The following is a 25,864-nucleotide window of genomic DNA, read 5'->3' as shown; positions in this document are numbered from 1 at the left end:
CTTGTCCGTTTTGATCACCGCGACGGGGCGAACGGAGCCTCGTTGTATACGTGTTGAACTGCGCTTTTGCGCTCCCGTCCGTTCCGCTTCCGTTCACCTCGCGAGGTCCGCCGGAGACTCGCTCGGAGGGCGGTTTCAGGTCAGCGCTCGACCGGCAGCCCGCGCGGCTCCTTCACCCGCTTCATGATGATCTGCGAATTCACCTCGGTGACCCCCGCGAGCGTCGTGAGCCGCTCGATCCACAGCCGCTCGTACGCCGCGAGGTCGGCGACCGCGATCCGCAGCAGACAGCCGGGGCTGCCGAAGAGCCGGTACGCCTCGATCACGTCCGGGATGTCCTGGAGCGCCTCCTCGAACGCCTCCACCGTCTCCCGGTCCCGCTTCACCTCCACCGACACCAGCACCTCGAAGCCGCGCCCGACCGCCTCCGGGGCGATCACCGCGCGATAGCCCTGGATCACGCCGTCCTGCTCCAGCTGGCGCACCCGGCGCAGGCAGGGGGAGGGGCTGAGGCCCACGCGCTGGGCGAGCTCCTGGTTGCTCAGCCGGCCGTCCTGCTGGAGCTCGCGCAAGATATGGAGATCGATCCTGTCCATGGCGCAATTATCCACCACGCATGAAACAAGAGTGGGGTGATTTCGCAATCGCGTAGCGCGACCCTTGACCTATCGTTGCCGCGCACCCCAGGGAAGGACAGCACAGTCATGAAGTGGACGCGCGACGACCGGCAGCGCCGCATCGTGGTCATCAGCACCGGCGGCACCATCGCCAGCCGCTGGACCGGCAGCGGATACGCCGCCGACGCCTCCGGCGACGACGTCGTCGCCACCGCCGCCGTCCCCGAGAACGTCCGCGTCGAGGTCGTCGACCTGTTCAACGTGAACAGCTCCCGGATGACCACCGACCGCCAGCTGGCCCTGCTGCGCACGGTCCACGAGACGCTCGCCGACCCCGGCGTCGACGGCATCGTCGTCACCCACGGCACCGACACCCTGGAGGAGTCGGCCTTCTTCCTGGACCTGCACCACTCCGACCCGCGGCCGGTCGTCTTCACCGGCGCCCAGCGCCCCTTCGGCACCGGCGACGGCGACGGCCCCGCCAACCTCTACGACGCGCTCCAGGTCGCCGCCACCGTCCACGGCCTCGGCGTCCTCGTCGTCTTCGACGGCCTGGTCCACGCCGCCCGCGGCACCGTGAAGACCAGGACGCTCGCCGCCGACCCCTTCGCCGACCCGTCCGGCGAGCGCGTCGGCCGCCTCGGCTTCGGCCGGGTCGACGTCGAGCGCGAGCCCGAGCGCCCGGCACCGCTCCCGCTGCCCGCCGACGGCTGCCCGGCGCCCCGCGTCGACATCGTCACGCACCACTCCGACGCCGACCCCGTGCTCTTCGACGCGTCCGTCGCCGCCGGCGCCCGCGGCATCGTCCTCGTCGGCACCGGCGCCGGCAACGCCACCCCCGAGATCGCCGAGGCCGTCGCCCGCGCCGTCGACCAGGGCGTCCACGTCGTCCTCTCCACCCGCGTCGCCTCCGGCCCGGTCGCCGAGGTCTACACGGGCGGCGGCGCCGTCGACCTGGCCGCCGCCGGCGCGATCCTGGCCGGCACCCTGCGCCCCGGCCAGGCCCGCATAGCCCTGCTCGCGGCCCTGCTCACCGACACGCCCTCGCCGGAGCGCCGCACCGCCCTGCTCCGCACCCTCCTCGAAGGCCCGGTCCGCCCCGAGCCGGCGCTCGCCGCCGCCCACTGACCGAGCGGGCGCCGGTGCGCCCCCGCCGGCCCGCCCCCGGGTGCCCGGCCCGCCCGTCCACGCCGAGCCGGTGCCCGGCCCGCCCCCCCCCGGTGCCCGACCGCCACGCCGAGCCCCGGTGCCTGGCCCGCCCCCGGGTGCCCGACCCGCCCCGCCGACCTCTCGCACGCCGCCCCCCACCACGCCGCCCCCTCCCACGCGTAAGGCGCCCATCACCGTGATCCCCGCACAGCAGAACACCGACACCGAGCAGCCCGTCCGCCGCGAGCACGACCTGCTCGGCGACCGGGACGTCCCCGCCGAGGCGTACTGGGGGGTGCACACCCTGCGCGCCACGGAGAACTTCGCCATCACCGGCATCCCGATCTCCGTCTACCCGCCGCTCATCGACGCGCTCGCCGCAGTGAAGGAGGCCGCCGCCCTCGCCAACGAGGAGCTCGGCCTGCTGCCCGCCGCCAAGGCGGACGCCATCGTCGCCGCCTGCCGCGAGATCCGGGACGGCGCGCTGCACGAGCAGTTCGTCGTGGACGTCGTCCAGGGCGGCGCGGGCACCTCCACCAACATGAACGCCAACGAGGTCGTCGCCAACCGGGCCCTCGAACTCCTCGGCCACGCCAAGGGCGACTACGCGCACCTGCACCCCAACGAGGACGTCAACCTCGGCCAGTCGACGAACGACGTCTACCCGACCGCCATCCGCATCGCCGCCATCGGCGCGGCCCGCGAACTGCTGCGCGCGATGGCCGTCCTCCAGGACGCCTTCGCCGCGAAGGCCGTCGAGTTCGGCGGCGTCGTCAAGATGGGCCGCACCCAGCTCCAGGACGCCGTGCCCATGACGCTGGGCCAGGAGTTCTCCACGTACGCCGTGATGCTGGAGGAGGACCGCAGCCGCCTCGCCGAGGCGATCGAGCTGATCCACGAGATCAACCTCGGCGCCACCGCCATCGGCACCGGCCTCAACGCCGCCCCCGGCTACGCCGAGACCGCCCGCCGCCACCTCGCCGGCATCACCGGCCTGCCCCTGGTCACCTCCGCCAACCTGGTCGAGGCCACCCAGGACTGCGGCGCCTTCGTCCAGCTCTCCGGCGTCCTGAAGCGGATCGCCGTGAAGCTCTCCAAGACCTGCAACGACCTCCGGCTGCTTTCCTCGGGCCCGCGCGCCGGCCTCGGCGAGATCAACCTGCCGCCCGTCCAGGCCGGTTCGAGCATCATGCCCGGCAAGGTCAACCCGGTCATCCCCGAGGTGGTCAACCAGGTCGCCTTCGAGGTCATCGGCAACGACATGACCATCACCATGGCGGCCGAGGGCGGCCAGCTCCAGCTCAACGCCTTCGAGCCGGTCATCTTCCACGCCCTGTCGAAGAGCCTGACCTCCCTGAAGGCGGCCTGCCTGACCCTCGCCGAGCGCTGCGTCACCGGCATCACCGCCAACGTCGACCACCTGCGCGCGAGCGTCGAGAACTCCATCGGCCTCGCCACCGCACTCAACCCCCACCTCGGCTACACCGCGGCCACCGCCATCGCGCAGGAGGCCCTCGCCACCGGCCGCTCGGTCGCCGAACTCACCCTGGAGAAGGGCCTGCTCCCGCCCGAGCGGCTCGCCGAGCTCCTCACCCCCGAGCACCTGACCGGCGCCCCGGGTGAGCTCGGTGGCGTGCTGAGCTCCTGATCGGCAGATGCCTGATCGCCAGATCACCGGATCACCTGGCCTGGTCACCGCATCACCGGACCGTCTGATCCCCTGATCACGCCCCCGGCGCCCTCGGCACCGCGAAGTTGAACTCCGCGGTGCCGAACGTGCCGTACAGACGCAGCCACAGCGGCAGCAGCAGCTCGGTCCCGCGGGCCGCTGTCAGATCGCCGAGGTCGAGGATCCGGCCGTCCGGCCAGCCGAAGGACCGCAGCAGGTCCGTGACCACGGCCCGGGCCGCCGGGTCGTCGCCGCAGACGAAGACGACGTGCTCGCCCGGCACCCGGCCCGGGTCGACCATCACCGTGTTGGTCAGGGTGTTCAGCGTCTTCACCACCCGGGCGGCGGGGAAGGTCCGCTGGATCTGCTCGGCCACGCTCCCGCCGTCCGGGGTGACCACCCGCGGCGGCATGCCGTGCGAGTAGTCCAGCGCGTTCGACACGTCGACGAGCACCTTGCCCGCCAGATTCTCCGCGCCCGCCGACTCCAGCGCGGCCAGCGACACCAGGCCGCCGGTCGCGTTCACCACCAGCTCCGCGCCGCCCGCGGCCGCCGCGAACGTGCCGTGGGCGGCCCGGTACCGTGCCGCCCACTCCGTCGCGCCCGGATGGTCCGGGGAGCGCGACCCGAGCGTCACCTCATGGCCGAGTTCCACCAGCTTGCCGCCGAGCCGCCGGCCGACCTCGCCGGTGCCGAGTACGGCGATCCTCATGGGCACGCTCCTTCACAGGGCTCAAGTCCGAGTGCATCGAAGCCGACATTCTTACCGATATCAGGACAAAGTAGGCACGAATCACTCGTGGAGTCGCCCGCATGCCGAGCACCACCGTCACCACCCTCACCGCCGTCGCGACCGTCGAAGACCTCGACCGTGAGGCCGCCGCCTTTCTGGAGACGGCGGCCTGGCAGGAGATGACGGCCCGCTGGGCCGAGCTGCCGGAGCCGGTACGGGACGAACCCGCCGCCCCGGACTGGCGGCGGCTGCTCTCGGTCCCCGTCGACCAGCTCGTCGCCGACGCCCTCGCCGCCCTCGACCCCCACCCCGCGCCCCACCCCGCGCCCCGGCCCGCCGAACGGCCGCTCCCGGGCCGCCTCGGCGCGATCCTGCCGGACCGGCTGCACATGTGGCGCCGCATCGGCAGCCCCGACGTGCTTCCTTCGGTCCATCTCGGCCACGCCCGGCGCGTCCTCACCGAGTGGGGCTGGCAGAACACCCCGTACAAGCTCCGCGACGTCCGCGGCGCCCGCTGCGTCTGCGGCGCCATGCTCACCGCCCACCGCCTCGGCCACGGCAGCGCCGCCACCCTCAACGAGGCCGGCGCCTGGATGCTCGAAGAGCTCCGCTCACGTGGCTGGCACGACCTCATCGGTCCCTGGAACCGCGCCCCGGGCCGGACCGCGGAGGACGCGCTCGCCCTGGTGGACGCCACCATCCGCCGCGCGGCCCGGGCGGGGCGCTAGAGCGTCCGGATCCCGGGCGGACGCGGGCGGCCGGCTCAGCGGGCGCCGTCGCCGAGGGCCGCCAGGATGTCGTCGACGGTGTGCCGGAAGAGGGGCTCCGGGTACGAGGACGCCCTCGCCGACCAGACGCGTGCGGGAGCCCGCGCATGACGGCCGCCCCGCCCCGCTCCGCTCCCGCCGCCGGCCGCTGCGCCTGCTGTGGTCGTGCAGGGCGAAGTGCGCCCGGAACCGTCCCGGAGCTGCTCCACGGCGGACCGGAGCCGGTCGCGCTGCCGTGTTCCACGGCCAGAGGCGGGCAAGGCGGCCGGGTGTCGCGTCAGCCCGCGGTCGTGACCGTCGCGGGCTCCCACGCGAACCCGTCCGGGTCCGTGAACGCGCCGCCGTCGCCGCCCAGCGCGATCCGGTGGGAGCCGGTGCCGTCGGCCGGGACGCCGACGTCCTTGGCGAGCGCCCGGCGGCCGTACAGGGCGAGCGTGACGGCGCCCTCGGAGCCGGCGAACTCGACGTACTTGCGGCCGAAGCTCCTGGCCACGGTGAGGCCCTGCGCCACGTAGAACTGCTTGGTGGCGACCACGTCCGTCGCGCCGAGCAGGAGCACGACCCGGTCGACCCGCCCGGTCGCGGGCCCGGTGTCCTTCTTCTCCGAGGAGGCGAACTTCCAGATCGTCCCGTCCGGCGTCCGTACGACGCCGCCGTAGCCCCAGAAGGACTTGGCGGCGGGCTTCAGGACGGTCGCGCCGGCGTCGACGGCGGCGTCGACCAGGGTGCGGACGTCGGCCGGCCGGTCCACGGTGAGGGAGACCGCGAAGCCGCGGAAGCCGTCCGACGGTTCGTCCGTGGCGGCCCGCAGGCGCACATGGGCGCCGAGGCCGGAGGCGGCGTAGAAGCGTTCGGCGGCCGTCAGATCGGCCACTTCGAGGGTGAGGAGTGCGAGTGAGGTCATGACGATCACGCTATTTCCGGCGTGCCGTCCGGCGCTTCTCGAATCCTGACCGATCCCGGTCCACCGGCTGTCCGGCCGACCCGGTGCGCCGCATCGGGCGACGTCCGGCGGACTACCCTGGGCGTATGGGCGGCAGCGGCCTGACCGGACTGTTCCTCTGCGGAGACGTGATGCTCGGCCGGGGGATCGACCAGATCCTCCCCCGTCCCGTCGACCCCGCCCTCACCGAGCGGTACGTGCGGGACGCCCGCGACTACGTGACGCTCGCCGAAGCCGTCTCCGGGCCCGTGCCCCGGCAGGTGGCTCCCGGCTACCCCTGGGGCGAGGCGCTCGGTCTGATCGACGCGGCCCGGCCCGACGCCCGTGTGGTCAACCTGGAGACCTCGGTGACCCGGCACGGCGTGCCCTTCCCCGGCAAGGCCGTGCATTACCGGATGGCCCCGGAGAACCTGGCCGCGCTCAGCGTCGTACGGCCCGATGTCGTCGTCCTCGCCAACAACCACACCCTCGACTACGGCCGGCGCGGGCTCGACGACACCCTCGACGCGCTGGCCGCCGCCGGGCTGCGCACCGCGGGCGCCGGGCGGGACGCCGAGGAGGCGCGGCGGCCCGCCGTCGTGCCACTGCCCGGCGGGCGCCGACTGCTCGTCCACGCGCTCGGCCTCGCCTCCAGCGGCGTGCCGCGCGACTGGGTGGCGACGGCCCGGCACGGCGGGGTGCACTACGGCGCCGGGCCGCACGGCGAGGCCGCGACCCGGCTCACCGCCCGGCTGCGCGCGGACCGGAGGCCCGGCGACCTGGTCGTGGTCTCGGTCCACTGGGGCTCCAACTGGGGTTACGCCCCCGACCGCACCGAGGTCTCCTTCGCCCACGCCCTCGTCGACGCGGGCGCCGACATCGTGCACGGCCACTCCTCGCACCACCCGCGGCCCCTGGAGGCGTACCGGGGCAGGCTCGTCCTGCACGGCTGCGGCGACCTCGTCAACGACTACGAGGGCATCAGCGGACAGGAGCGCTACCGCGACGACCTGCGGCTCCTCTACCTCGTCACCGTCCACGACGAGGACGGCGCGCTGGCGGAGGTGCGGCTCGTGCCGCTGCGCAGCCGCCGGCTGCGCCTGGAGCGGGCCCCGGAGGCGGACGCGCGGTGGCTCCACGACGTGCTCGGCCGGATCAGCCACCCCTACGGGATGCGGATCGACCCCGCGGACGGCAGCGACGGCGGACCGGCCCTGACGGCCCGGCCCGTGTGACGGCCCGCCGGGCCGGGCGCGCGGGCGGCGGGCAGGAAGGCGAGCAGGACATGTACTTCACCGACCGCATCGACGCCGGCAGGCAGCTCGCCGCCCGGCTCACCGGCCTCAAAGGGCAGGACCTGACGGTCCTCGGGCTGCCCCGCGGCGGAGTGCCCGTCGCCGCGGAGGTCGCCGACGCGCTCGACGCGCCACTCGACATCTGTCTCGTACGGAAGCTGGGCGTGCCCTACCAGCCCGAACTGGCCATGGGCGCGATCGGCGAGGGCGGCGTCCGGGTCCTCAACGAGCACGTGATCACCCAGACCGGCGTCTCCGACCGCGACCTCGCCGCGACGGAGGAGCGCGAACGGGCCGTCCTGGAGGAGCGGACCCGGCGCTACCGGGGCGACCGCGCCCCCGCCGACATCAGCGGCCGCACGGCGGTCGTGGTCGACGACGGCTTCGCCACCGGCGCGACCGCGCTCGCCGCCTGCCAGGTGGTACGGGCCCGGGGCGCCGCCCGGATCGTGCTGGCGGTGCCGGTGGCGCCGCGCGGCTGGTCCGACCGGGTGGCGCGCGTGGCCGACGAGACGTACTGCGTGCACGAGCCGGCGGACTTCTACGCCATCGGCCAGTTCTACCGGGACTTCGCGCAGACCGCGGACGAGGAGGTCGTGGCCGCGCTGCGGCTGCGGCGCGGGGCGCGGGGGGAGGACACCGAGGTGCGGATCCCGCTCGGCGGCCTGGAGGTCGGCGGGCACCTGAGCGTGCCCGACGGCGCCACGGGCGTGGTGCTCTTCGCACACGGCAGCGGCAGCAGCCGGCACAGCCCGCGCAACCGGGCCGTCGCCGCGACCCTGGGCCGCGCCGGGCTCGGCACGCTCCTCTTCGACCTGCTGACCGAGGACGAGGCCGCCGACCGGGCCAACGTCTTCGACACCCCGCTGCTCGCCGAGCGGCTCACCCAGGCCGCCGCCTGGCTGGCCGCCCGCCCCGGCACCGGGGCGCTGCACACCGGCTACTTCGGGGCCAGCACGGGCGCCGCCGCCGCGCTGTGGGCCGCCGCCGAGCCCGGCAGCACCGTCGGCGCCGTCGTCTCCCGCGGCGGCCGCCCCGATCTCGCGGCCGAGCGCCTGCCCCAGGTCACCGCGCCGACCCTGCTCATCGTCGGCGGCGCCGACTCGCTGGTCCTCGACCTCAACCGGCAGGCCGAACGCCTGCTGCGCTGCGAGCACCGCCTGGTCACGGTCGCGGGCGCCGGCCACCTCTTCGAGGAGCCGGGCACCCTGGAGGAGGTGGGCACGCTGGCGGCGGCGTGGTTCGCCGACCGGCTCTGACCAGGCCCCGGACGCGCCGACGACTCAGGCCCGGACGCGCCGACGATTCAGGTCGCGGACGCGCCGACGATCCGGTCGACCGCCGCCGCGATCAGGGCGTCGCGCTCCTCCTCGGAGTAGACGCCCGGCAGCGTGAGCTGCTCCACGATCAGCCAGTTGAAGGCGAGGATCAGCAGCTTGACGGCGGTCGCGTCGCCCGGCAGGCCGGAGCTCTCGTGGTACGCCACGTTGGCGTCGACGTCGGCGCGGACGCGCTCGGTCAGGACGGCGCGGAGCTCGGGGCGGCGGGTGGCCTCCAGACGGAGTTCGAGGAGGGCCAGATAGCCGGTGCGGAAGGCGCTGACGCGTCCGACGAGTTCGCGCATCAGCCGGGTGTAGGTCTCCCGGTCGGGGCTCGCCGCCCGCTGTCGCGCGATCGTCTCCTCGTCGGGCTGCAGCCGCTCGTACACGCGGGCGCCGGCCTGGGTGAGCAGGTCGTCGCGGTTGGCGAAGTAGTTGGACGCGGTGCCGGGCGGGACGGCCGCCTCGGTGTCCACGGCCCGGAAGGTGAGCCCCCGGGCGCCCTCCCGGGCGAGCACCTCGATCGCCGCGTCGACGAGCGCGGCCCTGCGCTCCGGATTGCTGCGCGCCACCGTCTTCACTCCCGCCGCCGAGGCACCGTATGCACTCCGGGGAGAGTACTACGGATGGAGTGGGGTCGGCCGGTCACCACTCGGCTGCGACGAGCTCCACCTCGAACCCGTCCGCGTTCTCCAGGTAGGCCGCGCACGTCTGCTCCCCGCCCGCGTGCGGATGCCGGTCGGGGAACAGCAGCCGCCAGCCGCCCCGTACCGCCCGGTCGACCAGCCCGTCGAACTCGGCACGTGTCGCCACGTGGAACGCCAGATGGTTGAGCCCCGGCCGCAGCCGGTCGTGGGTGCCGGCGCTCAGCGCAGAGGACTCCTCGAACACCAGATAGGTGGCGCCGAGCCGCCAGCTGCGACCGCGGTCCCAGTGCTGGAAGGGCCGGTAGCCGAGCGCTTCGAGCAGGGGGCCGAAGGAGGCGGTGGCGCGCCCGATGTCGGGGACCCACAGCTCGACGTGGTGCAGGGCGCCGGTGACGGCGGGGCTGGGCATGTGCGCTCCTCAGGGGGCACTCGGGGATTCGTGCCGCACCGAGCGTAACCACCCCCTCGCCCGCCCTCACCAGGCCAGATCCTCCAGCGCGTCCGGGTCGACGAACGGGCCCCCGAGTTCCTCTCCCGGGCCGTCCGGGGAGACCGGCAGCTCGGCCCAGATCGTCTTGCCGCGGCGGGCGTAGCGGGTGCCCCAGCGCTGGGCGAACTGGGCCACCAGGAACAGGCCGCGGCCGCCCTCGTCGGTGTCGGTGGCGTGCCGCAGGTGCGGCGAGGTGCTGCTGCCGTCGGACACCTCGCAGATGAGCACCCGGTCGTGGATCAGGCGGACCCGCACCGGCGGCCGGCCGTACCGGATCGCGTTGGTGATCAGCTCGCTGAGCACCAGCTCCGCCGTGAACCCCACGTCCTCCAGGCCCCAGGAACTCAGCCGCGCCGCCGCCTGCGTGCGCACCGGGGAGACCGCCGACGGATCGCTCGGCACCTCCCACTCCGCGATCCGGTCCGGCTCGATCCGCCGGGCGCTGGCGACGAGCAGCGCGATGTCGTCGGCCGGCACCGGGAGCAGCAGTGTGGTGAGGACGTCGGTGCAGGTCTGGTCCGGGGAGCGGTTCGGTCGCGCCAGGGTCTTGCGGAGCAGCTCAAGACCGGTGTCGTAGTCCCGGCGGCGGTCCTCCAGGAGACCGTCGGTGAACAGCACCAGCTTGCTTCCCGGTTCCAGCTTCAGCCGCGTCGACGCGAACGGGCGGTCTCCGAGCCCGAGCCCCAGCGGCAGTCCGGCCGGCACCGCCGGGAACTCCACGCTCCCGTCCGGCCGCACCAGGGCGGGCCCCGGATGCCCGGCGCTCGCCATCGTGCAGCTGCCGGACGTCGGGTCGTAGATGACGTACAGACAGGTCGCGCCGGCCGTGCCCTCCGCCCCGCGGTTCCCGTCGCCCTCCGCGCCGTTCTCCCCGCCCGGTTCGGTCTCCTCGCCGAGCCGGTCGATCAGCTCGTCGAGATGGCCGAGCAGCTCGTCCGGCGGCAGGTCGAGCGTCGAGAAGTTCGCCACCGCCGTGCGCAGCCGGCCCATCGTCGCCGCCGCGTGCAGCCCGTGCCCCACCACGTCCCCGACCACCAGCGCGACCCGAGCCCCCGGCAGCGGGATCACGTCGAACCAGTCGCCGCCGACCCCGGCCTTCGCCGGCAGATAGCGGAAGGCGACCTTCATGGCGTTCTGCTCCGGCAGCACCCGCGGCAGCAGACTGCGCTGCAGCGTCACCGCCATGGAGTGCTCGCGGGTGAACCGCCGCGCGTTGTCGATCGCCAGGGCGGCCCGCGCCGCCAGCTCCTCCGCGAACGACAGGTCCTCCTCGCCGAACGGCTCAGGGGTGTCCGTCCCGCGCCAGAAGTTGGCCATCCCCAGCACCACCCCGCGGGCGAGCAGCGGCACCGTGAGCAGCGAGTGCAGCCCGTACGCGAGTGCCTGCGCCGCGCCCTCCGGGTCCTGCTCCCGCCAGCCCTGCGCCGCGGCCAGGTCCGGCTGGATCACCGCCCGCCCCTCGTCGAGGGCCGAGGCCATCGGCGTGGTCGGCACCACGAACCGGATCAGATCGCCCACCGGCTGCAGCGGAGTCTCCGGCCGCACCCCGCTCAGCGCCGTCCGCCGCATCTCGGTGAACGCGCCCGAGGGCTCCTCCCCCCGCACCACCGGGTCGAGCAGCTCCACCGTCACGTAGTCGGCGAACCGCGGGACCGCCACCTCCGACAGCTCCTCCGCCGTCCGTACGACGTCCAGCGTCGTCCCGATCCGCGTCCCCGCCTCGTAGAGCAGGCGCAGCCGGCCCCGCGCCACCTCGGCCCGGCCGGTGAGCGCGGCGAGCTCGGTCGTGTCGCGCATCGTCATGACGACGCCGCCGTCGGCCGCGCCGTCCCCGGTCGGCCGGACGTTCACGGCGAGCAGCCGGTCCCCGGCCGGGTGCACCTCGTCGGTCACGGCCCGCCCGGACAGCAGCAGATGGGTGGTACGCGGATCGAGGCCCAGCTCCTGGACGTGCAGCCGCTCCGCGTCCGGCGGCAGCTTGAGCAGCCGGCGCGCCTCGTCGTTGGCGAGCAGCAGCCGCCCGTCGCCCGCGACGATGACGACGCCCTCCTTCACCGAGTGCAGCACCGCCTCGTGGTGCTCCTTCAGCCTGGTCATCTCCGCCGGGCCGAGGCCGTGCGTCTGCCGCCGCAGCCGGGCGCTCACCAGCGCCGTGCCGCCCACCGCGACCGCCACGCCGACCGCAGCCGCGCCGAGCAGCAGCGGCAGCCGGCCCCGCACGGCCTGGCCCACGGTCTCGACCTCGATGCCGCTGCTCACCATGCCGACCACGGTCCCGTGGGCGTCCCGGACGGGTACGACGGCGCGCACGGCGTCCTTCGGCGCCCCGTGGTAGATCTCGGTGAACGACTCGCCGTTGCGCGCCCGCGCGATGTCGCCGCTGGCCCGCTGCCCGATGAGCGACGGGTCGGAGTCCGTGTAGCGGGCACCGTCCGGGGCGAGCACGGCCACGAAGTCGATACCGGAGCCGGCCCTGGCCGCCTCCGCGCGCGGCTGGAGCACCGCCGTCGGATCCGGCGAGCGCAGCGCCTCCGCCATCCCGGGCGAGTGGGCGAACGCCTCGGCGACGGCGAGCGAGCGGTTGCGGGCGTCGCGCTCGCTGTCGTACTCGCCCTGGAGGACGAGCGCCAGCGCGGCGGCCGCGACGATCAGCAGGGCGACGATCGCCTGCAGCGCGAAGACCTGCCCCGCCAGACTCCGCAGCCCGGAGGGCCGCCGCCGCTTGCCACCGGCCGACCGGTCCGCGCCTCGCGCCACGCCGCCTCCTTCCCGCCCGAGGGCCGCTCCGGCGGCTGATGGCCGGGGCCGCGCCGCCGGGGCTTCCTTCCATGCTGCCCCCGCCGCCCCGGGCAGGGGAAACGGGGACGGGCACGGAGGGCGACCGGGAACGCGCGGAAAGCGCGGGAGAGGAAGGCGGGCGCGGCGCGGACCGGACGGCGAGGTACTGCGGGCGCGGGCCGTCAGGCCCGCCGGCCGGCCGCCTGCGCGATACGGGCGAGCGTCGTGCGCATTCCCTGCCGGTTCACGGCGATCCGCCGTTCGGGGGAGGTGCCCGCGAACACGGTGCCGAGGAGCGTCGTCAGCTTCGAGCCGCGGCCGCTGCGCAGGTCCTGCCAGCTCTCCGTGATCCGGGTCCCGGCGCCGTCCGCCTCGGCCTCGAAGCGGTAACCCCAGCGTGCGATCGGCAGCCCGAAGACGCCGACGTCGAAGACGAACTCCTCGCCCGGGCGGGCCGTGGTGACCCGGCCGGTGGTGAACCAGAGGAAGAGGCCGCGCTTGTTGAGGCCGATGAACCGGGTGCCGGTGCGCACCGGTGGCCGCCCCACCAGGACCCGCCGGCACTCCGGGCTCCAGCGACCCATGTTCCGCAGGTCCGCCACCAGGCCGTACAGGGCGGCCGGATCCGCGCCCTCCACCCGTACCGACTCCTCCAGACTCCACTGCCGTGCCACGTCCGCTCCCCTCGGTCTGCCCCGCTCGTCGTGTTACCGGCGGGTACGTTAGCCGACCGAAGGCCCTGTGCGCGGGGCGTCCCGCCGGTTACGGTGGACGGAAGATCGTTTCGCCGGCCGAGCCGGGGCCGCACCCCGGGCCCCGCGCAGGCCGACTCCGTACGCCGGAAGGAAACAGCATGTCGGTCACCGCCGACCTCCCCGCGCCCGACTCCGGGCCCCAGCCCGAGGTCCTCGTCCACACCGAGGGCCGCGCCGGATTCCTCACCCTCAACCGGCCCCGGGCCATCAACGCCCTCACCCACGCGATGGTGCGCCGCGTCGACGAGGCGCTCACGGCCTGGGAGCACGACCCGGCCGTCGAGACGGTCGTCATCCGCGGCGCGGGGGAGCGGGGCCTGTGCGCCGGCGGCGACATCCGCGCCATCCACGACGACGCCCGCGCCGGCGGCACCGCCACCCCGGACTTCTGGCGCGACGAGTACCGGCTCAACGCCCGGATCGCCCGCTACCCCAAGCCGTACGTGGCGTTCATGGACGGCATCGTCATGGGCGGCGGCGTCGGCGTCTCCGCACACGGCTCGGTCCGGATCGTCACCGAACGCTCCCGGATCGCCATGCCGGAGACCGGCATCGGCTTCGTACCGGACGTCGGCGGGACATATCTGCTCAGCCGCGCGCCCGGCGAACTCGGCACCCACCTCGCCCTCACCGGCGCGCAGGCCGGCGCCGCCGACGCGATCCTCGCGGGCCTCGCCGACCACTACGTGCCCTCCGCCGACCTGCCCGCGCTCGCCGCCGCCCTCACCCGCGAGCCCGCCGCCGAGGCCGTCGCCCGCTTCGCCCGCCCGGCCCCGCCCGGCGAGCTCGCCGGGCGCCGTGCCTGGATCGACGACTGCTACGCGGAGACCGACGGGACCGACACCGTCGAAGCCGTCGTCGGGCGGCTCACCGACTCCGGCATCCCCGAGGCCAAGGAGACCGCGACCGTCCTCCTCACCCGCTCGCCCACCGCCCTCAAGGCCACCCTGACGGCCCTCCGCCGCGCCCGCGCACAGGACAGCCTGGAAGCGGTCCTGAACACGGAGTTCCGCCTCTCCTGCGCCGCCCTCGCCTCGCCCGACCTGGTCGAGGGCATCCGCGCCCAGGTCGTCGACAAGGACCGCGACCCGCACTGGAGCCCGGCCACGCTCGCCGAGGTGACCGAGCAGGACACCGAGCGCTGGTTCGCACCGCGCGCGGCGGGGGAGCTGGGGCTGAAGGCGCCGGAGCAGGGGGAGTAAGGGCCGGCCGGCCGTGCCGGGCCGCTGCGGGCACGGGCCTCAGACGCCCGGCGCCTCGTCCAGCGTGAAGAGGCCGCCCTGCGGGTCGCGCACCGTCGCCCGCTGCCCCGAAGGGGCGCGCCAGCCCTGGTCGGCCTCGGGAACGAGGGAGCCGCCGTGCGCCAGGACGGTGGCGGTCGCCTGCGCCAGATCCGGGACGCGGAAGTGGACCAGCCAGCGCGGGCGCAACTGCGGCTGCGACGAGGACGCCTCGACCGGGCCGCTGTTGAGCCGGGCCAGCGCCTCGCCGTGGCGGCGCAGCACCACCTGCTCGTCCTCGTAGGAGACCTCGAAGCGCTGCGGCCTGTCGTCCTCCCCGTTGTCGAGCCACTCCAGGACGCCGCCGTAGAAGAGCGCCGCGTCGAAGGCGTTGCGGGTGTGCAGCTCCAGCCAGACCGGGGCGTGGTACTCGCCAAGACGCCAGCGGGAGGAGATCCGGCCCTCCCAGACGCCGAAGGCCGCGCCCTCCACATCGGTGGCGAGCGCGGCCCGGCCGCGCGGCGGATACGCCACCGGGCCCACGCCGACCGTGCCGCCGCGCTCCTGGATGCGCGCCACCGCCGCGTCCGCGTCGGCGACCGCCCAGAACGAGGTCCACGCCACCGGCACCGCCATCCGCTCGGCCACCTCGCCCATCCCGGCCACCGGGACGCCGTTCCGCTCGGCGACCGAGAAACCCTGGCCCAGCGGGCCGTGCCGGAACGTCCAGCCGAGGACGGCCCCGTAGAACTCCTCCGCCGCGCCGAGGTCACGCACCGCCAGACTCAGCCAGCACGGCGCGCCCGGCTCATCCGCGCTCAACGGCACCCGGCTCACCTCACTCACCACCAGTACGGGCCCCCACGAGCCACCCTCGCCCGGACGGCCCGGGTTCGCCACTTGCGGGTGCCCGGGGCCGCGCCACGAGTTGACCCGGCCGCAGGGTGTGCTGTGCTGGAGGGGTGGGCGAGACACGTACCTCCGGCCGCGCCCCGGCGCTGCTGCCGGCCCGGGACCTGGCCGTCGCCTGGCTCCTGATGGTCGTCCTCGCGGCCCTCGCCTGGACCCTGACCGTGGCCCAGGCGAGGGACATGGGAGTGGAACCCGGGACCATGGGCCTGGCCGTGCCGCTCTTCCTCGCGCTGTGGCTCGTGATGATGATCGCGATGATGTTCCCGTCCGTCGCGCCCGTCGCCATCACCTGGGCCAAGGGCATCGCCCGCCAGTCCACCGGACTCGTCCGCGCCGGCCGCACCACCGCCTTCGTCTCCGGCTACCTGGTCGTCTGGACAGCCTTCGGCCTCGTCGCCTACGGGCTGCTCGCCCTCACCGGCGACCTCGTCCAGGACCACCCCGGCGCCGGCCGGTGGATCGGCGCCACGGCGTTCGCGCTCGCCGGGCTGCAACAGCTCGGGCCGCTGAAGAACGTCTGCCTGCGGCACTGCCGCAGCCCGATGTCCCAGCTGATCACCTACGCCGGCTACCGCCCCCGCGCCCGCGACTTCCGGGTCGGCCTGCACCACGGCATGTACTGCCTGGGCTGCTGCTGGGGCCTGATGATCGTGCTCATCCCGCTCGGCGTGATGAACGTGGCGGCGATGGCCGCCGTCGCGGGCGTGATCTTCCTGGAGAAACTGTGGCGTCACGGCCCGGCGCTGAGCCGGGTGGCCGGGATAGCCTTCCTGGTCCTCGCGGTCCTCTGCCTCGTCGGCCCGGCGCAGGACTGGCTGCTGCCCGGCCTCACGGCACCGAGCGCGCCCATGGCCCCGATGAGCGGGACGGGCGCGCCCTGACTTCCCCGTGCCGCTCGGTTCATCCGCGGCCGGTGGCGGCGCCTTCCGCCTGATCGCTCGCGAAGGCGAAGTCGCCGATCTCTCCGTACGAGCCCTCGAAGGTCAGCCCGAACGCCTCCGAGCTGCCCGATGCGGTGCCGAGCGTGAACTCCGGCGCGAACCCGAACATGGCGTTCTTCACGGTCGTCGGGCCCCCGTCGGGGCCGGTCAGCGCGGTGACCTCGATCTCGGACCGGCCGCCCACGGACAGCCTGGGCTTGTCACCGTCCGAGATGCCGACCTCCGCGCGCTCCATGCCCATGTAGTCGCCGAAGAACTGCGAGAGCTGCTCGAACGGACCTCCCTCGCGCCCGGACACGATGGTGTCGACCGCCTCCGCCTGCGAGTCGGTGGCGCCCGAGTCGACCACGATGCCGATCTTCCAGTCACCCGCCGTCAGATGGCTCGGGAACTGGTTGTAGAGCGCGAAGTCGACCCCCGACAGGTCCGTCTCGTCCAGATGCCCCTCGGCGATGTGGAAGACGCCCACACCCACGCACTGCTCATTGCCTGCCTTGTCCCGGGGCTGCGCGTCGACCGCGCAGCCGCAGAGCAGCGCACACGAACAACCGGCCAGATAATTGCCGGACATGCTCCATGACATGATGTGCTCCTCCGGAGAACTGCTTCCCCTTGGTTCCACGCTAGGCAGGCCCCGGAAGCGATGCAACGGATGGTTGACGCTTCCACCGAAGGCCCCGCCAGAGGGGGGTGGGGGCAGCGCCCGGTGACCGGTCGTCGCATGATGTGATCATGCTGTTGACGTTCGAACCCGTCCTCGACCGGATCGCCGAGGAGATCGCCGGCCTCACCGAGCGCGGCCGGCCCGCCGACTACATCCCGGCCCTCGCCTCCGCCGACCCCGGCCGCTTCGGCATGGCCGTCGCCGAGCTCGACGGGACCGTGTACGGCGTGGGGGACTGGCAGCAGCCCTTCTCCACCCAGTCGGTCACCAAGGTGTTCACCCTGGCACTCGCCCTCGCCCGCAAGGGCGATCCGCTGTGGGACCACGTCGGCCGGGAGCCGTCCGGCAACCCCTTCAACTCGCTGGTCCAGCTGGAGTACGAGAACGGCATCCCGCGCAACCCGTTCATCAACGCGGGCGCCCTCGTCGTCACCGACCAGCTGCACCGCATCACCGGCGACGCCTCCGGCGTGCTGCTCGACTTCCTGCGCGCCGAGAGCGGCAACCAGGACCTCGACTTCGACCGCGACGTCGCCGCCTCCGAGAGCGCGCACGGCGACCGCAACGCCGCCCTCGCGCACTTCATGGCCAGTTACGACAACATCGCCAACCCGGTGCCGACCCTGCTGCGCGAGTACTTCCGCCAGTGCTCCATCGAGGCGTCCTGCGCCGACCTCGCCCTCGCCACCGGCTTCCTCGCCCGGCACGGCATCCGCGCCGACGGCTCCCGGCTGCTCACCCGCAGCCAGGCCAAGCAGATCAACGCCGTCATGCTCACCTGCGGCACCTACGACGCCGCCGGCGACTTCGCCTACCGGGTCGGACTGCCCGGCAAGAGCGGAGTAGGCGGCGGCATCATCGCGGTCGTCCCGGGCCGCTGCACGCTGTGCGTGTGGAGCCCCGGCCTGGACGAACGCGGGAACTCGGTCGCGGGCGTCACCGCCCTCGACCGGTTCACCACGATCACCGGGCTGTCCGTGTTCTGACCGGATCCTCCGCGAGGGGGCCTGACCGGATCCCCCGCGAGGGCCGGTCAGGGCCGGCTAGCCACGGCGCGGAGGCTCAGACCGCCGAGTCGAAGACCAGGACGTATGCCGCGCGGCGCTCCTCGCCGTCCGGCATCCGCCAGCCGGCGATCACCTGGCCCCGCGCGCCCGTGGCCTTCGGGTCGAGCACCCGGGCCACGCGCAGCACCGGCGCGCCGGCACCGAGCCGTACGTCCGTGCCGTACGCACCCTCCTCCACGACCGGCGTGGCCGACGCGTCCCACGAGCCCGTGCCGTCGAAGGACGCCTCGACGGTCGGGTCCGGGGTGTCCGACACGCTCTGCGCCTGCGGCACCGCCCGGCCCTCCAGGAGGGCGGCCAACTCGCCCGCCAGGACCGGGTCGTGCGCCCCGTCGTAGATCCAGCGCGTACCGAGCACCCCGTGCTCGGACGTGCCGATCAGCCCGCGCTCGGCACCCTCCAGCGGCGCGCCGCGGTAGGTCAGCGGCACCAGGTAGGAGTGGACCTCGTCGCCGGCGGAGTCCGTGACCACCATGAACTCGATGCCCACCTCGCCCTCCGGGTCGTCGAGCCGGAACCCGCCGGCCCGCTCGAGCTCGGGCACGGCGTCGGCTCCGCCCCGGTACCAGGGGCGGGCCGGCAGCCAGGCCGTCAGGAGCTCCAGCTTGGTCGGAGCCATGGTGGTCCTGTGAATGACAGACATCCTTGTGCACTTCCTCCGTGACGGTACGCTCCGGTCCACGTGCGGGTGGGCCGCCCTCGCACCGTACCTCCTGACGATCTTCGGTCAGAAGTCCGCGCCGGGGGCGCGCAGTTCACCGGATCCGGCCACCCGCGCGTACCAGCGCGCGCTGGACTTCGGCGTGCGCCGCAGCGTGTCGTAGTCCACGCGCACGGCACCGAACCGCTTCGCATAGCCGTACGCCCACTCGAAGTTGTCGAGCAGCGACCACAGGAAGTAGCCCTGGACGTCGGCGCCCGCCTCGATCGCCCCGTGCACCGCCTCCAGATGCGCGTGGACGTAGGCCGCCCGCTCCGGGTCGTGCACCGAGCCGTCCGCCGCCGCCTCGTCCTCGTAGGCCGCCCCGTTCTCGCTGACCACCAGCGGGAGCCCGGGGTAGCGGACCGAGAGCCGGGTCAGCAGGTCCCGCAGGCCCGACGGGTCGACCGGCCAGCCCATCGCCGTCCGCTCCCCGTCCGCCTGGTGGAAGGCGACGTCGTCCGCACCCGGCCACGGCGAGAAGGCGCTGTCGCCGTGCCCGTCGTCCTGCGGCTTCACCTCGCCCTCGCCGACCCGCGAGACGACCGTCGGGGTGTAGTAGTTGATGCCCAGCCAGTCCAGCGGCTGCCCGGCCGTCGCTTCGTCCCCGTCCCGGACGAAGCCCCAGTCGGTCAGCCGCGCGGTGTCCGCGAACAGCTCCCGGGGATAGCGGCCCTCCAGCATCGGGCCCAGCCACACCTGGTTGCCGACGGTGTCGATCCGGCGGGCCGCCTCCCGGTCCGCCGGTGACGCGGTCAGCGGCCGCACCTCGTGCAGGTTGAGCGACACGGCGAGCTTCGCCCCGGCCGGCAGCGCCGCCCGCAGCGCCTGCACGGCGAGCCCGTGCCCGAGGTTCAGATGGTGCGCGGCGCGCAGCGCGGCCACCGGCTCCGTACGCCCCGGGGCGTGCACCCCGGAGCCGTACCCGAGGAACGCGCTGCACCAGGGCTCGTTGAGCGTCGTCCAACGGCTCACCCGGTCGCCCAGAGCGTCGGCGACCAGCGCCGCGTACTCCGCGAACCGCTCCGCCGTCGCCCGCTCCGGCCAGCCTCCCGCGTCCTCCAGCTCCTGGGGCAGGTCCCAGTGGTACAGCGTCAGCGCCGGTTCGATCCCGGCCGCGAGGAGCTCGTCCACCAGCTGCCGGTAGAAGTCGAGGCCCTTCTGGATCGCCGGGCCACGCCCGGTCGGCTGCACCCGGGACCACGACACCGAGAAGCGGTAGGCGTTCAGCCCCAGCTCCGACATCAGCGCGACGTCCTCGCGGAAGCGGTGGTAGTGGTCGACGGCGACATCACCGGTGTGGCCCTGGAAGACCTTCCCCGGCGTGTGCGAGAAGGTGTCCCAGATCGACGGCGTACGGCCGTCCTCCGCCACCGCCCCCTCGATCTGGTACGCGGCGGTGGCCGCGCCCCACAGGAACTCGGGCGGGAAACGGCGGACGGCGGTGAGCGGCCGGGTGTCGGACGCGGTCATGGAAGGGCACTCCCCACACAGATAAGGACGGAGAACGAAGGACTGAGGCGTTGACTGCCGTACGGGAAACGAACCGAGGGCGGTCGAGGGGACGGGGCGGGGCGTCAGCTCTTGACCGCGCCCGCGGTGATGCCGCCGACGATGTGCTTGCCGAGCACCGCGAAGACGAGCAGCAGCGGCACCGTGGAGATCAGCGCGCCGGTCAGCACCACGGCCTGGTCGACGGTGTGGTCGCCGGCCCCGAGGCCGGCGAGGGCCACCTGGAGGGTGGGATTGCCGTCGGGGGTGAGCGCGATGAACGGCCAGAAGAAGTCGTTCCACGCCTGGACGAAGACCAGCATGCCGAGGACGGCCATGGCGGGCCGGGCGACCGGGAAGACCACGTGCCAGACGACGCGCAGCGAGTGCGCCCCGTCCATCCGGGCCGCCTCGACGAGCTCGACCGGCAGCGCCTCGATCAGGAACTGGCGCATGAAGAACACGCCGAACGCGGCGACCAGCGACGGCAGGACCACGGACTGGAGCTGGTCGACCCAGCCGAGGTCGGTGACGATCCGGTACAGCGGGATGACGCTGAGCTGCGGCGGGATCGTCATCGTCGCCACCACCAGCGTCAGCAGCACGTTGCGGCCCTTGAACGGCAGCTTGGCGAAGGCGAAGCCGGCGAGTGTCGAGAACAGGACCGTGGACAGCGCCACGAGCGAGGCCACGACGGTCGTGTTGACGAGGGCCTCGCCCATGTCGACCTGGTTCCAGGCGAAGGAGAGGTTGTCGAGGAGGCGCGGGCCGGGCAGCAGCGGCGCGGGCGCGGTGACCACGCGTTCGCCGGTGTGCGAGGCGGCGACCAGGTTCCAGTAGAGCGGGAAGAGCGAGACCAGCGCGGCGAGGCCGAGCAGGACGTAGGTCAGCGGCCCCGCGTGGTGCTGACGGCCGGCCGACGGGCGGAAACGGGTGCGCACGGGTTCAGCCCCCCAGCTTCTTGCGGTCGGACTTCCTGCGGTCGGCGCGGGCGACGAGCGACTGGACGCCGCCGATGAGGAGCAGGAGCAGCAGCATCACCCAGGCGATCGCCGACGCCTGGCCGAGGGCGCCGGTGACCCAGCCCTTCTCGTACATCAGCAGGCTGAGCGTCTGGTACTGGTTGCCGCTGCCGCCGGATATGCCCACGCTGCCGCCGTACAGCATCGGCTCGCCGAACAGCTGGGTGGCGCCGATGGTGGAGACGATGACGGTGAACAGGATCGTCGGACGGATGGACGGGATGGTGACGCTGACGAACTGGCGCCAGCGCGAGGCCCCGTCGAGTGCCGCCGCCTCGTAGAGGTCCTGCGGCACGGCCTGCATGGCCGCGAGGTATATGAGCGCGTTGTAACCGGTCCAACGCCAGGTCACGATCACCGAAATGGCGATCTGCGCGGGCCACTTGGACGACTCCCAGTCGACCGGGTCGAAACCCGCCCAGCCGAGCGCCGAGTTGATCAGCCCGTAGTCGGTGTTGAACAGCTGGGCGAACACCAGGGTGGCCGCGGCGATGGAGGTCGCGTACGGGGCGAGCACCGCGACCCGGAAGAAACCGCGGCCGCGCAGGCGGTAGTTGAGCAGATGGGCGAGCCCGAGTGCCATGAGCAGCTGCGGGACGGTCGAGATCACGCCGATGGTGAAGGTGTTGCCGAGCGCGTTCCAGAAGAACTCGCTGCCGGCCAGGTCGGTGTAGTTCTCCAGGCCCTTCCACTGCGGATCGCCGCCGAGCTCCACCCGGTTGAGCGAGAGCCAGCCCGTGTAGAGCAGCGGGAAGAGCCCGAAGGCGGCGAAGGTGATGAAGAAGGGGGCGACGAAGACGTACGGCGTCGCCTTCAGGTCCCAGCGGTAGAGCCGGGAGCGCCGGGCGGTGGCCACGGGGCGTCCTTCCGGAGGTGTGCGGAGGAAGTGGATACGAGGGAACGGGGTGGTGGTGGCGTCGCGAGGGCGCCGCGGTGGGGTCCGCCGGCAGGGAGCGGGCCCCACCGCCTCCCGCTACTGGTCGATCTTGTCGTCGACCAGGTTCTTGACGTTCTCCCATGCCTTGGCCGGGTCGGTGCCGCGCTGCTCGATGTCGAGGATCCCGTTGTCGGTGAGGAAGGTCTTGACCTGGCCGTCCCAGCGGCTGATCGGGGCCGGCCGGATGTTCGCCGCGGCGGCCGCGTAGATCTCGCCGACCGGGGTGTCGCCGAAGTACGGCAGCTTGGCGCCGGTCACCGCCGGGGAGGTGAGGGTCTGCTTCGTGGACGGGATGTTGCCGTTGACCGCGAACACCTTGGCGTGCTGGGCCGGCGCGGTGAGCCAGGCGGCCAGCTCCGCCGCCTCCTTCACGTGCTTGCCGGACTTCGGCACGGCCAGGAAGGAACCGCCCCAGTTGCCGGCGACCGGCGGGGCGGCGATGTCCCACTTCCCCTGGTTGGCGGCGCCCGCCTGGTCCTTGATGATTCCGGTCATCCAGCTCGGGCAGGCGACCGTGGCGAACTTCGAGTTCTTGAACGCGGCGTTCCAGGTGCCCTTCTCGTCGAACTGGCGCAGCTTGGCCGTGATGCCGCTCTGCGCGGCGGCGACGGCGGTGTCCCATGCCTTCTTCACGCCGGGGCTGGTCTCCCAGACCAGTTGGCCCTGGGCGTCGGCGTACTGCTCCGGTTCGCTGTTGACGACGGCGTTGAACAGGCCGCTCGCCGAGTCGTGGAAGAAGGTCCCCTCGGGGGCGTTCTTCTGGTACGTCCTGCCGGTCTCCAGGAACTTCGCCCAGTCGCCCGCCCAGAGCTTCCCCACCTCGGTGCGGTCGGTGGGCAGCTTGGCCTTGGCGAAGAGCTCCTTGTTGTAACAGATGGCCATGGGGCCGATGTCGGTGCCGAGGCCGATCACCTTGCCGTCGCCGGTGGTGGCCTGCTTGACCTTCCAGTCGAGGAAGGCGCTCGTGTCGGCGCCGCCCGTCCTGCCGAGGTCCACCCACTTTCCGGCCATCGACGGGCCGGTGGCCTCGGCGATGTAGCCGACCTCGATCGCCTGGATGTCGGCGAGGCCGCTGCCCCGCGAGAGGCGCAGCTTGAGGGTGTCCCAGTACTTCTGGCCGTCGGCGACGTTCGACTCGACGATCTTGATGCCGGGGTGGGACTTCTCGTACTCGGCGTAGAGCTTGGCGCCGGTCTTGTTGTCGTACCCGAAGGAACCGAAGGTCCCGACCCGCAGCGTGATCGTGCCGCCGGCGTCCCCGCCGTCATCGTCGCCGCTGCCGCAGCCGGTGAGCAGGAGCGTTCCGGCCGTCAGGGTCGCCAGGACCGCGAGTGCGGTGGGACGGCCGCGGCCGGCGGCCCGTCTGCTGCTGGTAGTGCGCATTCCACTCTCCTCTGGGGGACACGGATGGGAGCGCTCCCACGTCGTCGTTGCCGGAAGGTTCCTGCCTGGCGGGCGGCGGTGTCAAGACATGAACACGGATTCGTCGAAAGGTGCGTCGGCGGGCCGGTCCGACTTCGGATCCGATACTGTGGGAGCGCTCCCAAGCGTTTGCGTCTCAGAACGGCGCTTCGGAGGGGAGTGGGATCGTGGCCTATCTTGACCAGGTCGCCGCACGGGCGAGGCGAGGCCGCACGAGGGGAGAACGAGGGGCGTGAGCGGACGGCACAGGGGCAGACCCACACTGGAAGAGGTCGCGGCCCGGGCAGGGGTCGGCCGGGGCACCGTGTCCCGCGTCATCAACGGCTCGCCCCGGGTGAGCGATCAGGCCCGCGCGGCGGTCCACCGGGCCGTCGAGGAGCTCGGCTACGTGCCGAACCTGGCCGCCCGGGCGCTGGCCGGCAACCGTACCGACGCCATCGCGCTCGTCATCCCCGAGGCCGAGTCCCGGCTCTTCGCCGAGCCGTACTTCCTCGACCTCATCCGCGGGGTCAGTGTGGAACTCGGCGAAGCCGACAAGCAGTTGCTGCTCACCCTGGTCCGCACCGAACGCGAGCGCCTGCGCTTCGAGCAGTACCTCGCCGCCCGCCGGGTCGACGGCGTGCTGCTCGCTTCCGTGCACGCCGACGACCCGCTGCCCGACCGGGTCCGCGAGCTCGGCCTCCCCGTCGTCCTCGGCGGCCGCCGCGGCGCCGACGAGTCCGCCGCCTTCGTCGACTCCGACAACCAGGGCGCCGGCCGCGCCGCCGTCGCCCACCTCGCCGCGCGCGGCCGCCGCCGGATCGCCACCATCACCGGCCCCCTCGACATGTACGTGGCCCGCGCCCGCCTCGACGGCTACCGCGAGGGCGTCGCGGCGGCGGGCCTGAGCCCCGACGAACTCCTCGTCGCCACGGGCGACTTCACCGAGGAGGGCGGCCGCCGCGCCATGCGCGAGCTCATCGACCGCGCCCCGGACCTCGACGCCGTCTTCGCCGCCTCCGACGTCATGGCGGCCGGCGCCCGCGGCGTCCTTCGCGAGGCCGGCCGCCGCATCCCCGACGACGTCGCCCTCGTGGGCGTCGACGACTCGGCCGTCGCCCGCCTGATGGACCCGCCGCTCACCAGCGTCCGCCAGCCGATCGAGGAGATGGGCCGCACGATGGCGCGGATGCTCCTCGACGAGATCGCCGGACCGGCGGGCGCGGGGGATGCGGCGAAGGCGGCGGAACGGGAGCGGTATGTGCTGCCGACGGAGCTGGTGGTGCGGGAGTCGTCCTGAGGGCTGAGGGCTGAGGGCGGAGGGCGGACGGCTGCGAGTGCGGTCGGGCCCGGTCAGGGGCCGGGCGCCGTCAGGGCACGACGACGGTGAGCGACGTGTGGGTGATCCGGAATCCGAGCTTCTCGTACAGGTGACGCGCCGGGTTGCCCTCGCTCACGGCCAGTTCGATCTCCGTGAGACCGTCGGACGCGGCGTCCGCCAGCATCCGGCGCAGCAGCGCCGAGCCCAGGCCGGCGCGGCCGGCCTCCGGCAGCCGGAACACGGTCGCGATCCACGGCAGCCCGCCCCGGTCCGTGGCGACGACACCGGCGACCACCCGGTCCTCCGCGTCGACCACGAGCGCGCTGCACGGCAGCACCGGACCCAGCATGTCGCCGGTCAGCAGCGGGACGAGCTGGGTCGCCAGGGCCTCCTCGTCGGCTCCCGGGAAGTGGTCCGGATGGCCGGCCGCGAAGGCGGCGCGCCAGGCCGGAAACAGCTCAGGCGCCGGCCGGCCGCAGGGCACGGCCCGCAGTCCGTCCGGCAGCCGGGCGTCCGCCCACTCGGGCGGCAGCTCGGCCGCGACCAGCTCGCGCCGCATGCTGTGGGCGTGCCGCATGGTGCGCGCGCCGTGCCGGATCAGCTCCTCGCCGAGTTCCACGGATCCCGACACGGCCCAGCCCGACATCCCGGCGAGGATCGCCGGCACCGGGTCGGGGCCGACCACCTCGGCGAGGTCGGCCCAGGGATGGCCGTCGCGCGTGCCCGGGAGGTAGGTGAGCACCGGCCGGCCGTCGGGGGCGGCGAAGGTCTGGCGTTGTTCGTCGTGCGGAGTCAACTGTGCGCCTGTCGATAGCGGAGTCATGGCGGGGTCGCGGTGAGCGGGCCCATGTTCCGCCGCCCGCCCCGGATGGGCAACGGAATTACGCGAAGTGGCCGACGCCGGGGGACGGCGACGCCGTCGGTGGTGGCACGGCGAGCAGTGGCCGCCCCGGAGGGCGGGGGGGGGGCCCCAGGGGGGCCCCCCCCCCCCCCCGCGGGGGGGGGCGGGGGGGGGGAAAAACGGGGGGGGGGGCGGGGGTGGGAGGT

General features: G+C 73.7%; 24 protein-coding genes. 9 read left to right on the top strand and 15 right to left on the bottom strand.

The window, feature by feature from the left end; translation table 11 throughout:
- Positions 1–140: 140 nt before the first annotated feature.
- Positions 141–596, bottom strand: coding sequence for an Lrp/AsnC family transcriptional regulator (locus tag ACWEV0_RS16810; RefSeq protein WP_403787953.1), 456 nt, complete (start codon positions 594–596; stop codon positions 141–143).
- A 108-nt stretch (positions 597–704) separates the two neighbouring features.
- Here ACWEV0_RS16810 and ACWEV0_RS16805 point away from each other — a divergent pair, with 108 nt between their 5' ends.
- Positions 705–1,745 (top strand): asparaginase, encoded by a 1,041-nt coding sequence (locus ACWEV0_RS16805; RefSeq protein ID WP_453150040.1) that lies wholly within the window; start codon positions 705–707, stop codon positions 1,743–1,745.
- A gap of 217 nt (positions 1,746–1,962) precedes the next feature.
- Positions 1,963–3,414, top strand: coding sequence for an aspartate ammonia-lyase (gene aspA / locus ACWEV0_RS16800; protein ID WP_453150039.1), 1,452 nt, complete (start codon positions 1,963–1,965; stop codon positions 3,412–3,414).
- A gap of 76 nt (positions 3,415–3,490) precedes the next feature.
- On the opposite strand, the gene ACWEV0_RS16795 is transcribed toward aspA, so the two are convergent.
- Positions 3,491–4,147: an NADPH-dependent F420 reductase gene (locus tag ACWEV0_RS16795; protein ID WP_453150038.1), complete on the bottom strand. Its 657-nt coding sequence runs from the start codon at positions 4,145–4,147 to the stop codon at positions 3,491–3,493.
- Between the two features lie 101 nt (positions 4,148–4,248).
- Here ACWEV0_RS16795 and ACWEV0_RS16790 point away from each other — a divergent pair, with 101 nt between their 5' ends.
- Positions 4,249–4,896 carry a DUF6197 family protein gene (locus tag ACWEV0_RS16790; RefSeq protein ID WP_453150037.1) on the top strand — a complete coding sequence of 216 codons (648 nt, stop codon included), beginning with the start codon at positions 4,249–4,251 and terminating at the stop codon, positions 4,894–4,896.
- Positions 4,897–5,212: 316 nt separating this feature from the next.
- On the opposite strand, the gene ACWEV0_RS16785 is transcribed toward ACWEV0_RS16790, so the two are convergent.
- Entirely contained in the window at positions 5,213–5,839 is a 627-nt protein-coding gene (locus tag ACWEV0_RS16785; protein ID WP_453150036.1) for a VOC family protein, read from the bottom strand.
- Positions 5,840–5,964: 125 nt separating this feature from the next.
- Here ACWEV0_RS16785 and ACWEV0_RS16780 point away from each other — a divergent pair, with 125 nt between their 5' ends.
- Complete coding sequence (locus ACWEV0_RS16780; protein ID WP_453150035.1) at positions 5,965–7,092, top strand: CapA family protein; 1,128 nt, start codon at positions 5,965–5,967, stop codon at positions 7,090–7,092.
- A 50-nt stretch (positions 7,093–7,142) separates the two neighbouring features.
- On the top strand, positions 7,143–8,411 hold the full coding sequence (locus tag ACWEV0_RS16775) for a phosphoribosyltransferase family protein (RefSeq protein ID WP_453150034.1): 1,269 nt from the start codon (positions 7,143–7,145) through the stop codon (positions 8,409–8,411).
- Positions 8,412–8,458: 47 nt separating this feature from the next.
- Here ACWEV0_RS16775 and ACWEV0_RS16770 read toward each other — a convergent pair whose 3' ends face one another.
- The 4 genes from ACWEV0_RS16770 to ACWEV0_RS16755 form a co-directional block, all read right to left on the bottom strand.
- Positions 8,459–9,043, bottom strand: coding sequence for a TetR/AcrR family transcriptional regulator (locus tag ACWEV0_RS16770; RefSeq protein ID WP_453150033.1), 585 nt, complete (start codon positions 9,041–9,043; stop codon positions 8,459–8,461).
- Positions 9,044–9,116: 73 nt separating this feature from the next.
- Positions 9,117–9,527 (bottom strand): VOC family protein, encoded by a 411-nt coding sequence (locus tag ACWEV0_RS16765; RefSeq protein WP_453150032.1) that lies wholly within the window; start codon positions 9,525–9,527, stop codon positions 9,117–9,119.
- 66 nt (positions 9,528–9,593) lie between these two features.
- On the bottom strand, positions 9,594–12,365 hold the full coding sequence (locus ACWEV0_RS16760; protein ID WP_453150031.1) for a SpoIIE family protein phosphatase: 2,772 nt from the start codon (positions 12,363–12,365) through the stop codon (positions 9,594–9,596).
- Between the two features lie 203 nt (positions 12,366–12,568).
- Entirely contained in the window at positions 12,569–13,060 is a 492-nt protein-coding gene (locus ACWEV0_RS16755) for an SRPBCC family protein (RefSeq protein WP_453150030.1), read from the bottom strand.
- Positions 13,061–13,239: 179 nt separating this feature from the next.
- Here ACWEV0_RS16755 and ACWEV0_RS16750 point away from each other — a divergent pair, with 179 nt between their 5' ends.
- Positions 13,240–14,343: an enoyl-CoA hydratase/isomerase family protein gene (locus tag ACWEV0_RS16750; RefSeq protein ID WP_453150029.1), complete on the top strand. Its 1,104-nt coding sequence runs from the start codon at positions 13,240–13,242 to the stop codon at positions 14,341–14,343.
- Positions 14,344–14,382: 39 nt separating this feature from the next.
- Here ACWEV0_RS16750 and ACWEV0_RS16745 read toward each other — a convergent pair whose 3' ends face one another.
- Positions 14,383–15,189, bottom strand: coding sequence for a VOC family protein (locus ACWEV0_RS16745; RefSeq protein WP_453150028.1), 807 nt, complete (start codon positions 15,187–15,189; stop codon positions 14,383–14,385).
- Positions 15,190–15,323: 134 nt separating this feature from the next.
- Here ACWEV0_RS16745 and ACWEV0_RS16740 point away from each other — a divergent pair, with 134 nt between their 5' ends.
- Positions 15,324–16,154 carry a DUF2182 domain-containing protein gene (locus ACWEV0_RS16740; protein WP_453150027.1) on the top strand — a complete coding sequence of 277 codons (831 nt, stop codon included), beginning with the start codon at positions 15,324–15,326 and terminating at the stop codon, positions 16,152–16,154.
- Between the two features lie 19 nt (positions 16,155–16,173).
- Here ACWEV0_RS16740 and ACWEV0_RS16735 read toward each other — a convergent pair whose 3' ends face one another.
- A complete protein-coding gene (locus ACWEV0_RS16735; RefSeq protein WP_453150026.1) occupies positions 16,174–16,785 on the bottom strand; it encodes a DUF1326 domain-containing protein in 612 nt (203 codons plus the stop codon).
- Positions 16,786–16,946: 161 nt separating this feature from the next.
- Here ACWEV0_RS16735 and ACWEV0_RS16730 point away from each other — a divergent pair, with 161 nt between their 5' ends.
- Entirely contained in the window at positions 16,947–17,864 is a 918-nt protein-coding gene (locus ACWEV0_RS16730; protein WP_453150025.1) for a glutaminase, read from the top strand.
- 76 nt (positions 17,865–17,940) lie between these two features.
- On the opposite strand, the gene ACWEV0_RS16725 is transcribed toward ACWEV0_RS16730, so the two are convergent.
- The 5 genes from ACWEV0_RS16725 to ACWEV0_RS16705 all read right to left on the bottom strand — a co-directional run bounded on the left by ACWEV0_RS16725 (position 17,941) and on the right by ACWEV0_RS16705 (position 23,478).
- On the bottom strand, positions 17,941–18,588 hold the full coding sequence (locus ACWEV0_RS16725; protein WP_453150024.1) for a maltokinase N-terminal cap-like domain-containing protein: 648 nt from the start codon (positions 18,586–18,588) through the stop codon (positions 17,941–17,943).
- Positions 18,589–18,672: 84 nt separating this feature from the next.
- On the bottom strand, positions 18,673–20,118 hold the full coding sequence (locus ACWEV0_RS16720) for a GH1 family beta-glucosidase (RefSeq protein WP_453150023.1): 1,446 nt from the start codon (positions 20,116–20,118) through the stop codon (positions 18,673–18,675).
- Positions 20,119–20,222: 104 nt separating this feature from the next.
- A complete protein-coding gene (locus ACWEV0_RS16715; RefSeq protein ID WP_453150022.1) occupies positions 20,223–21,077 on the bottom strand; it encodes a carbohydrate ABC transporter permease in 855 nt (284 codons plus the stop codon).
- 4 nt (positions 21,078–21,081) lie between these two features.
- Complete coding sequence (locus ACWEV0_RS16710) at positions 21,082–22,050, bottom strand: carbohydrate ABC transporter permease (protein WP_453150067.1); 969 nt, start codon at positions 22,048–22,050, stop codon at positions 21,082–21,084.
- Positions 22,051–22,131: 81 nt separating this feature from the next.
- On the bottom strand, positions 22,132–23,478 hold the full coding sequence (locus ACWEV0_RS16705) for an ABC transporter substrate-binding protein (protein WP_453150021.1): 1,347 nt from the start codon (positions 23,476–23,478) through the stop codon (positions 22,132–22,134).
- Positions 23,479–23,749: 271 nt separating this feature from the next.
- On the opposite strand from ACWEV0_RS16705, the gene ACWEV0_RS16700 reads away from it, so the two are divergent.
- Entirely contained in the window at positions 23,750–24,796 is a 1,047-nt protein-coding gene (locus ACWEV0_RS16700; RefSeq protein WP_453150020.1) for a LacI family DNA-binding transcriptional regulator, read from the top strand.
- 70 nt (positions 24,797–24,866) lie between these two features.
- Here ACWEV0_RS16700 and ACWEV0_RS16695 read toward each other — a convergent pair whose 3' ends face one another.
- The gene (locus ACWEV0_RS16695) at positions 24,867–25,613 is read right to left on the bottom strand and encodes an N-acetyltransferase family protein (RefSeq protein ID WP_453150019.1); all 747 of its coding nucleotides are present in this window, start codon (positions 25,611–25,613) and stop codon (positions 24,867–24,869) included.
- Positions 25,614–25,864 lie beyond the last annotated feature (251 nt).

This window comes from Streptomyces sp. NPDC003943 (genome assembly GCF_053605265.1).
The sequence above is the reverse complement of the archived record's forward strand: the minus strand, read 5'-3'. Positions and strand labels throughout refer to the sequence as shown.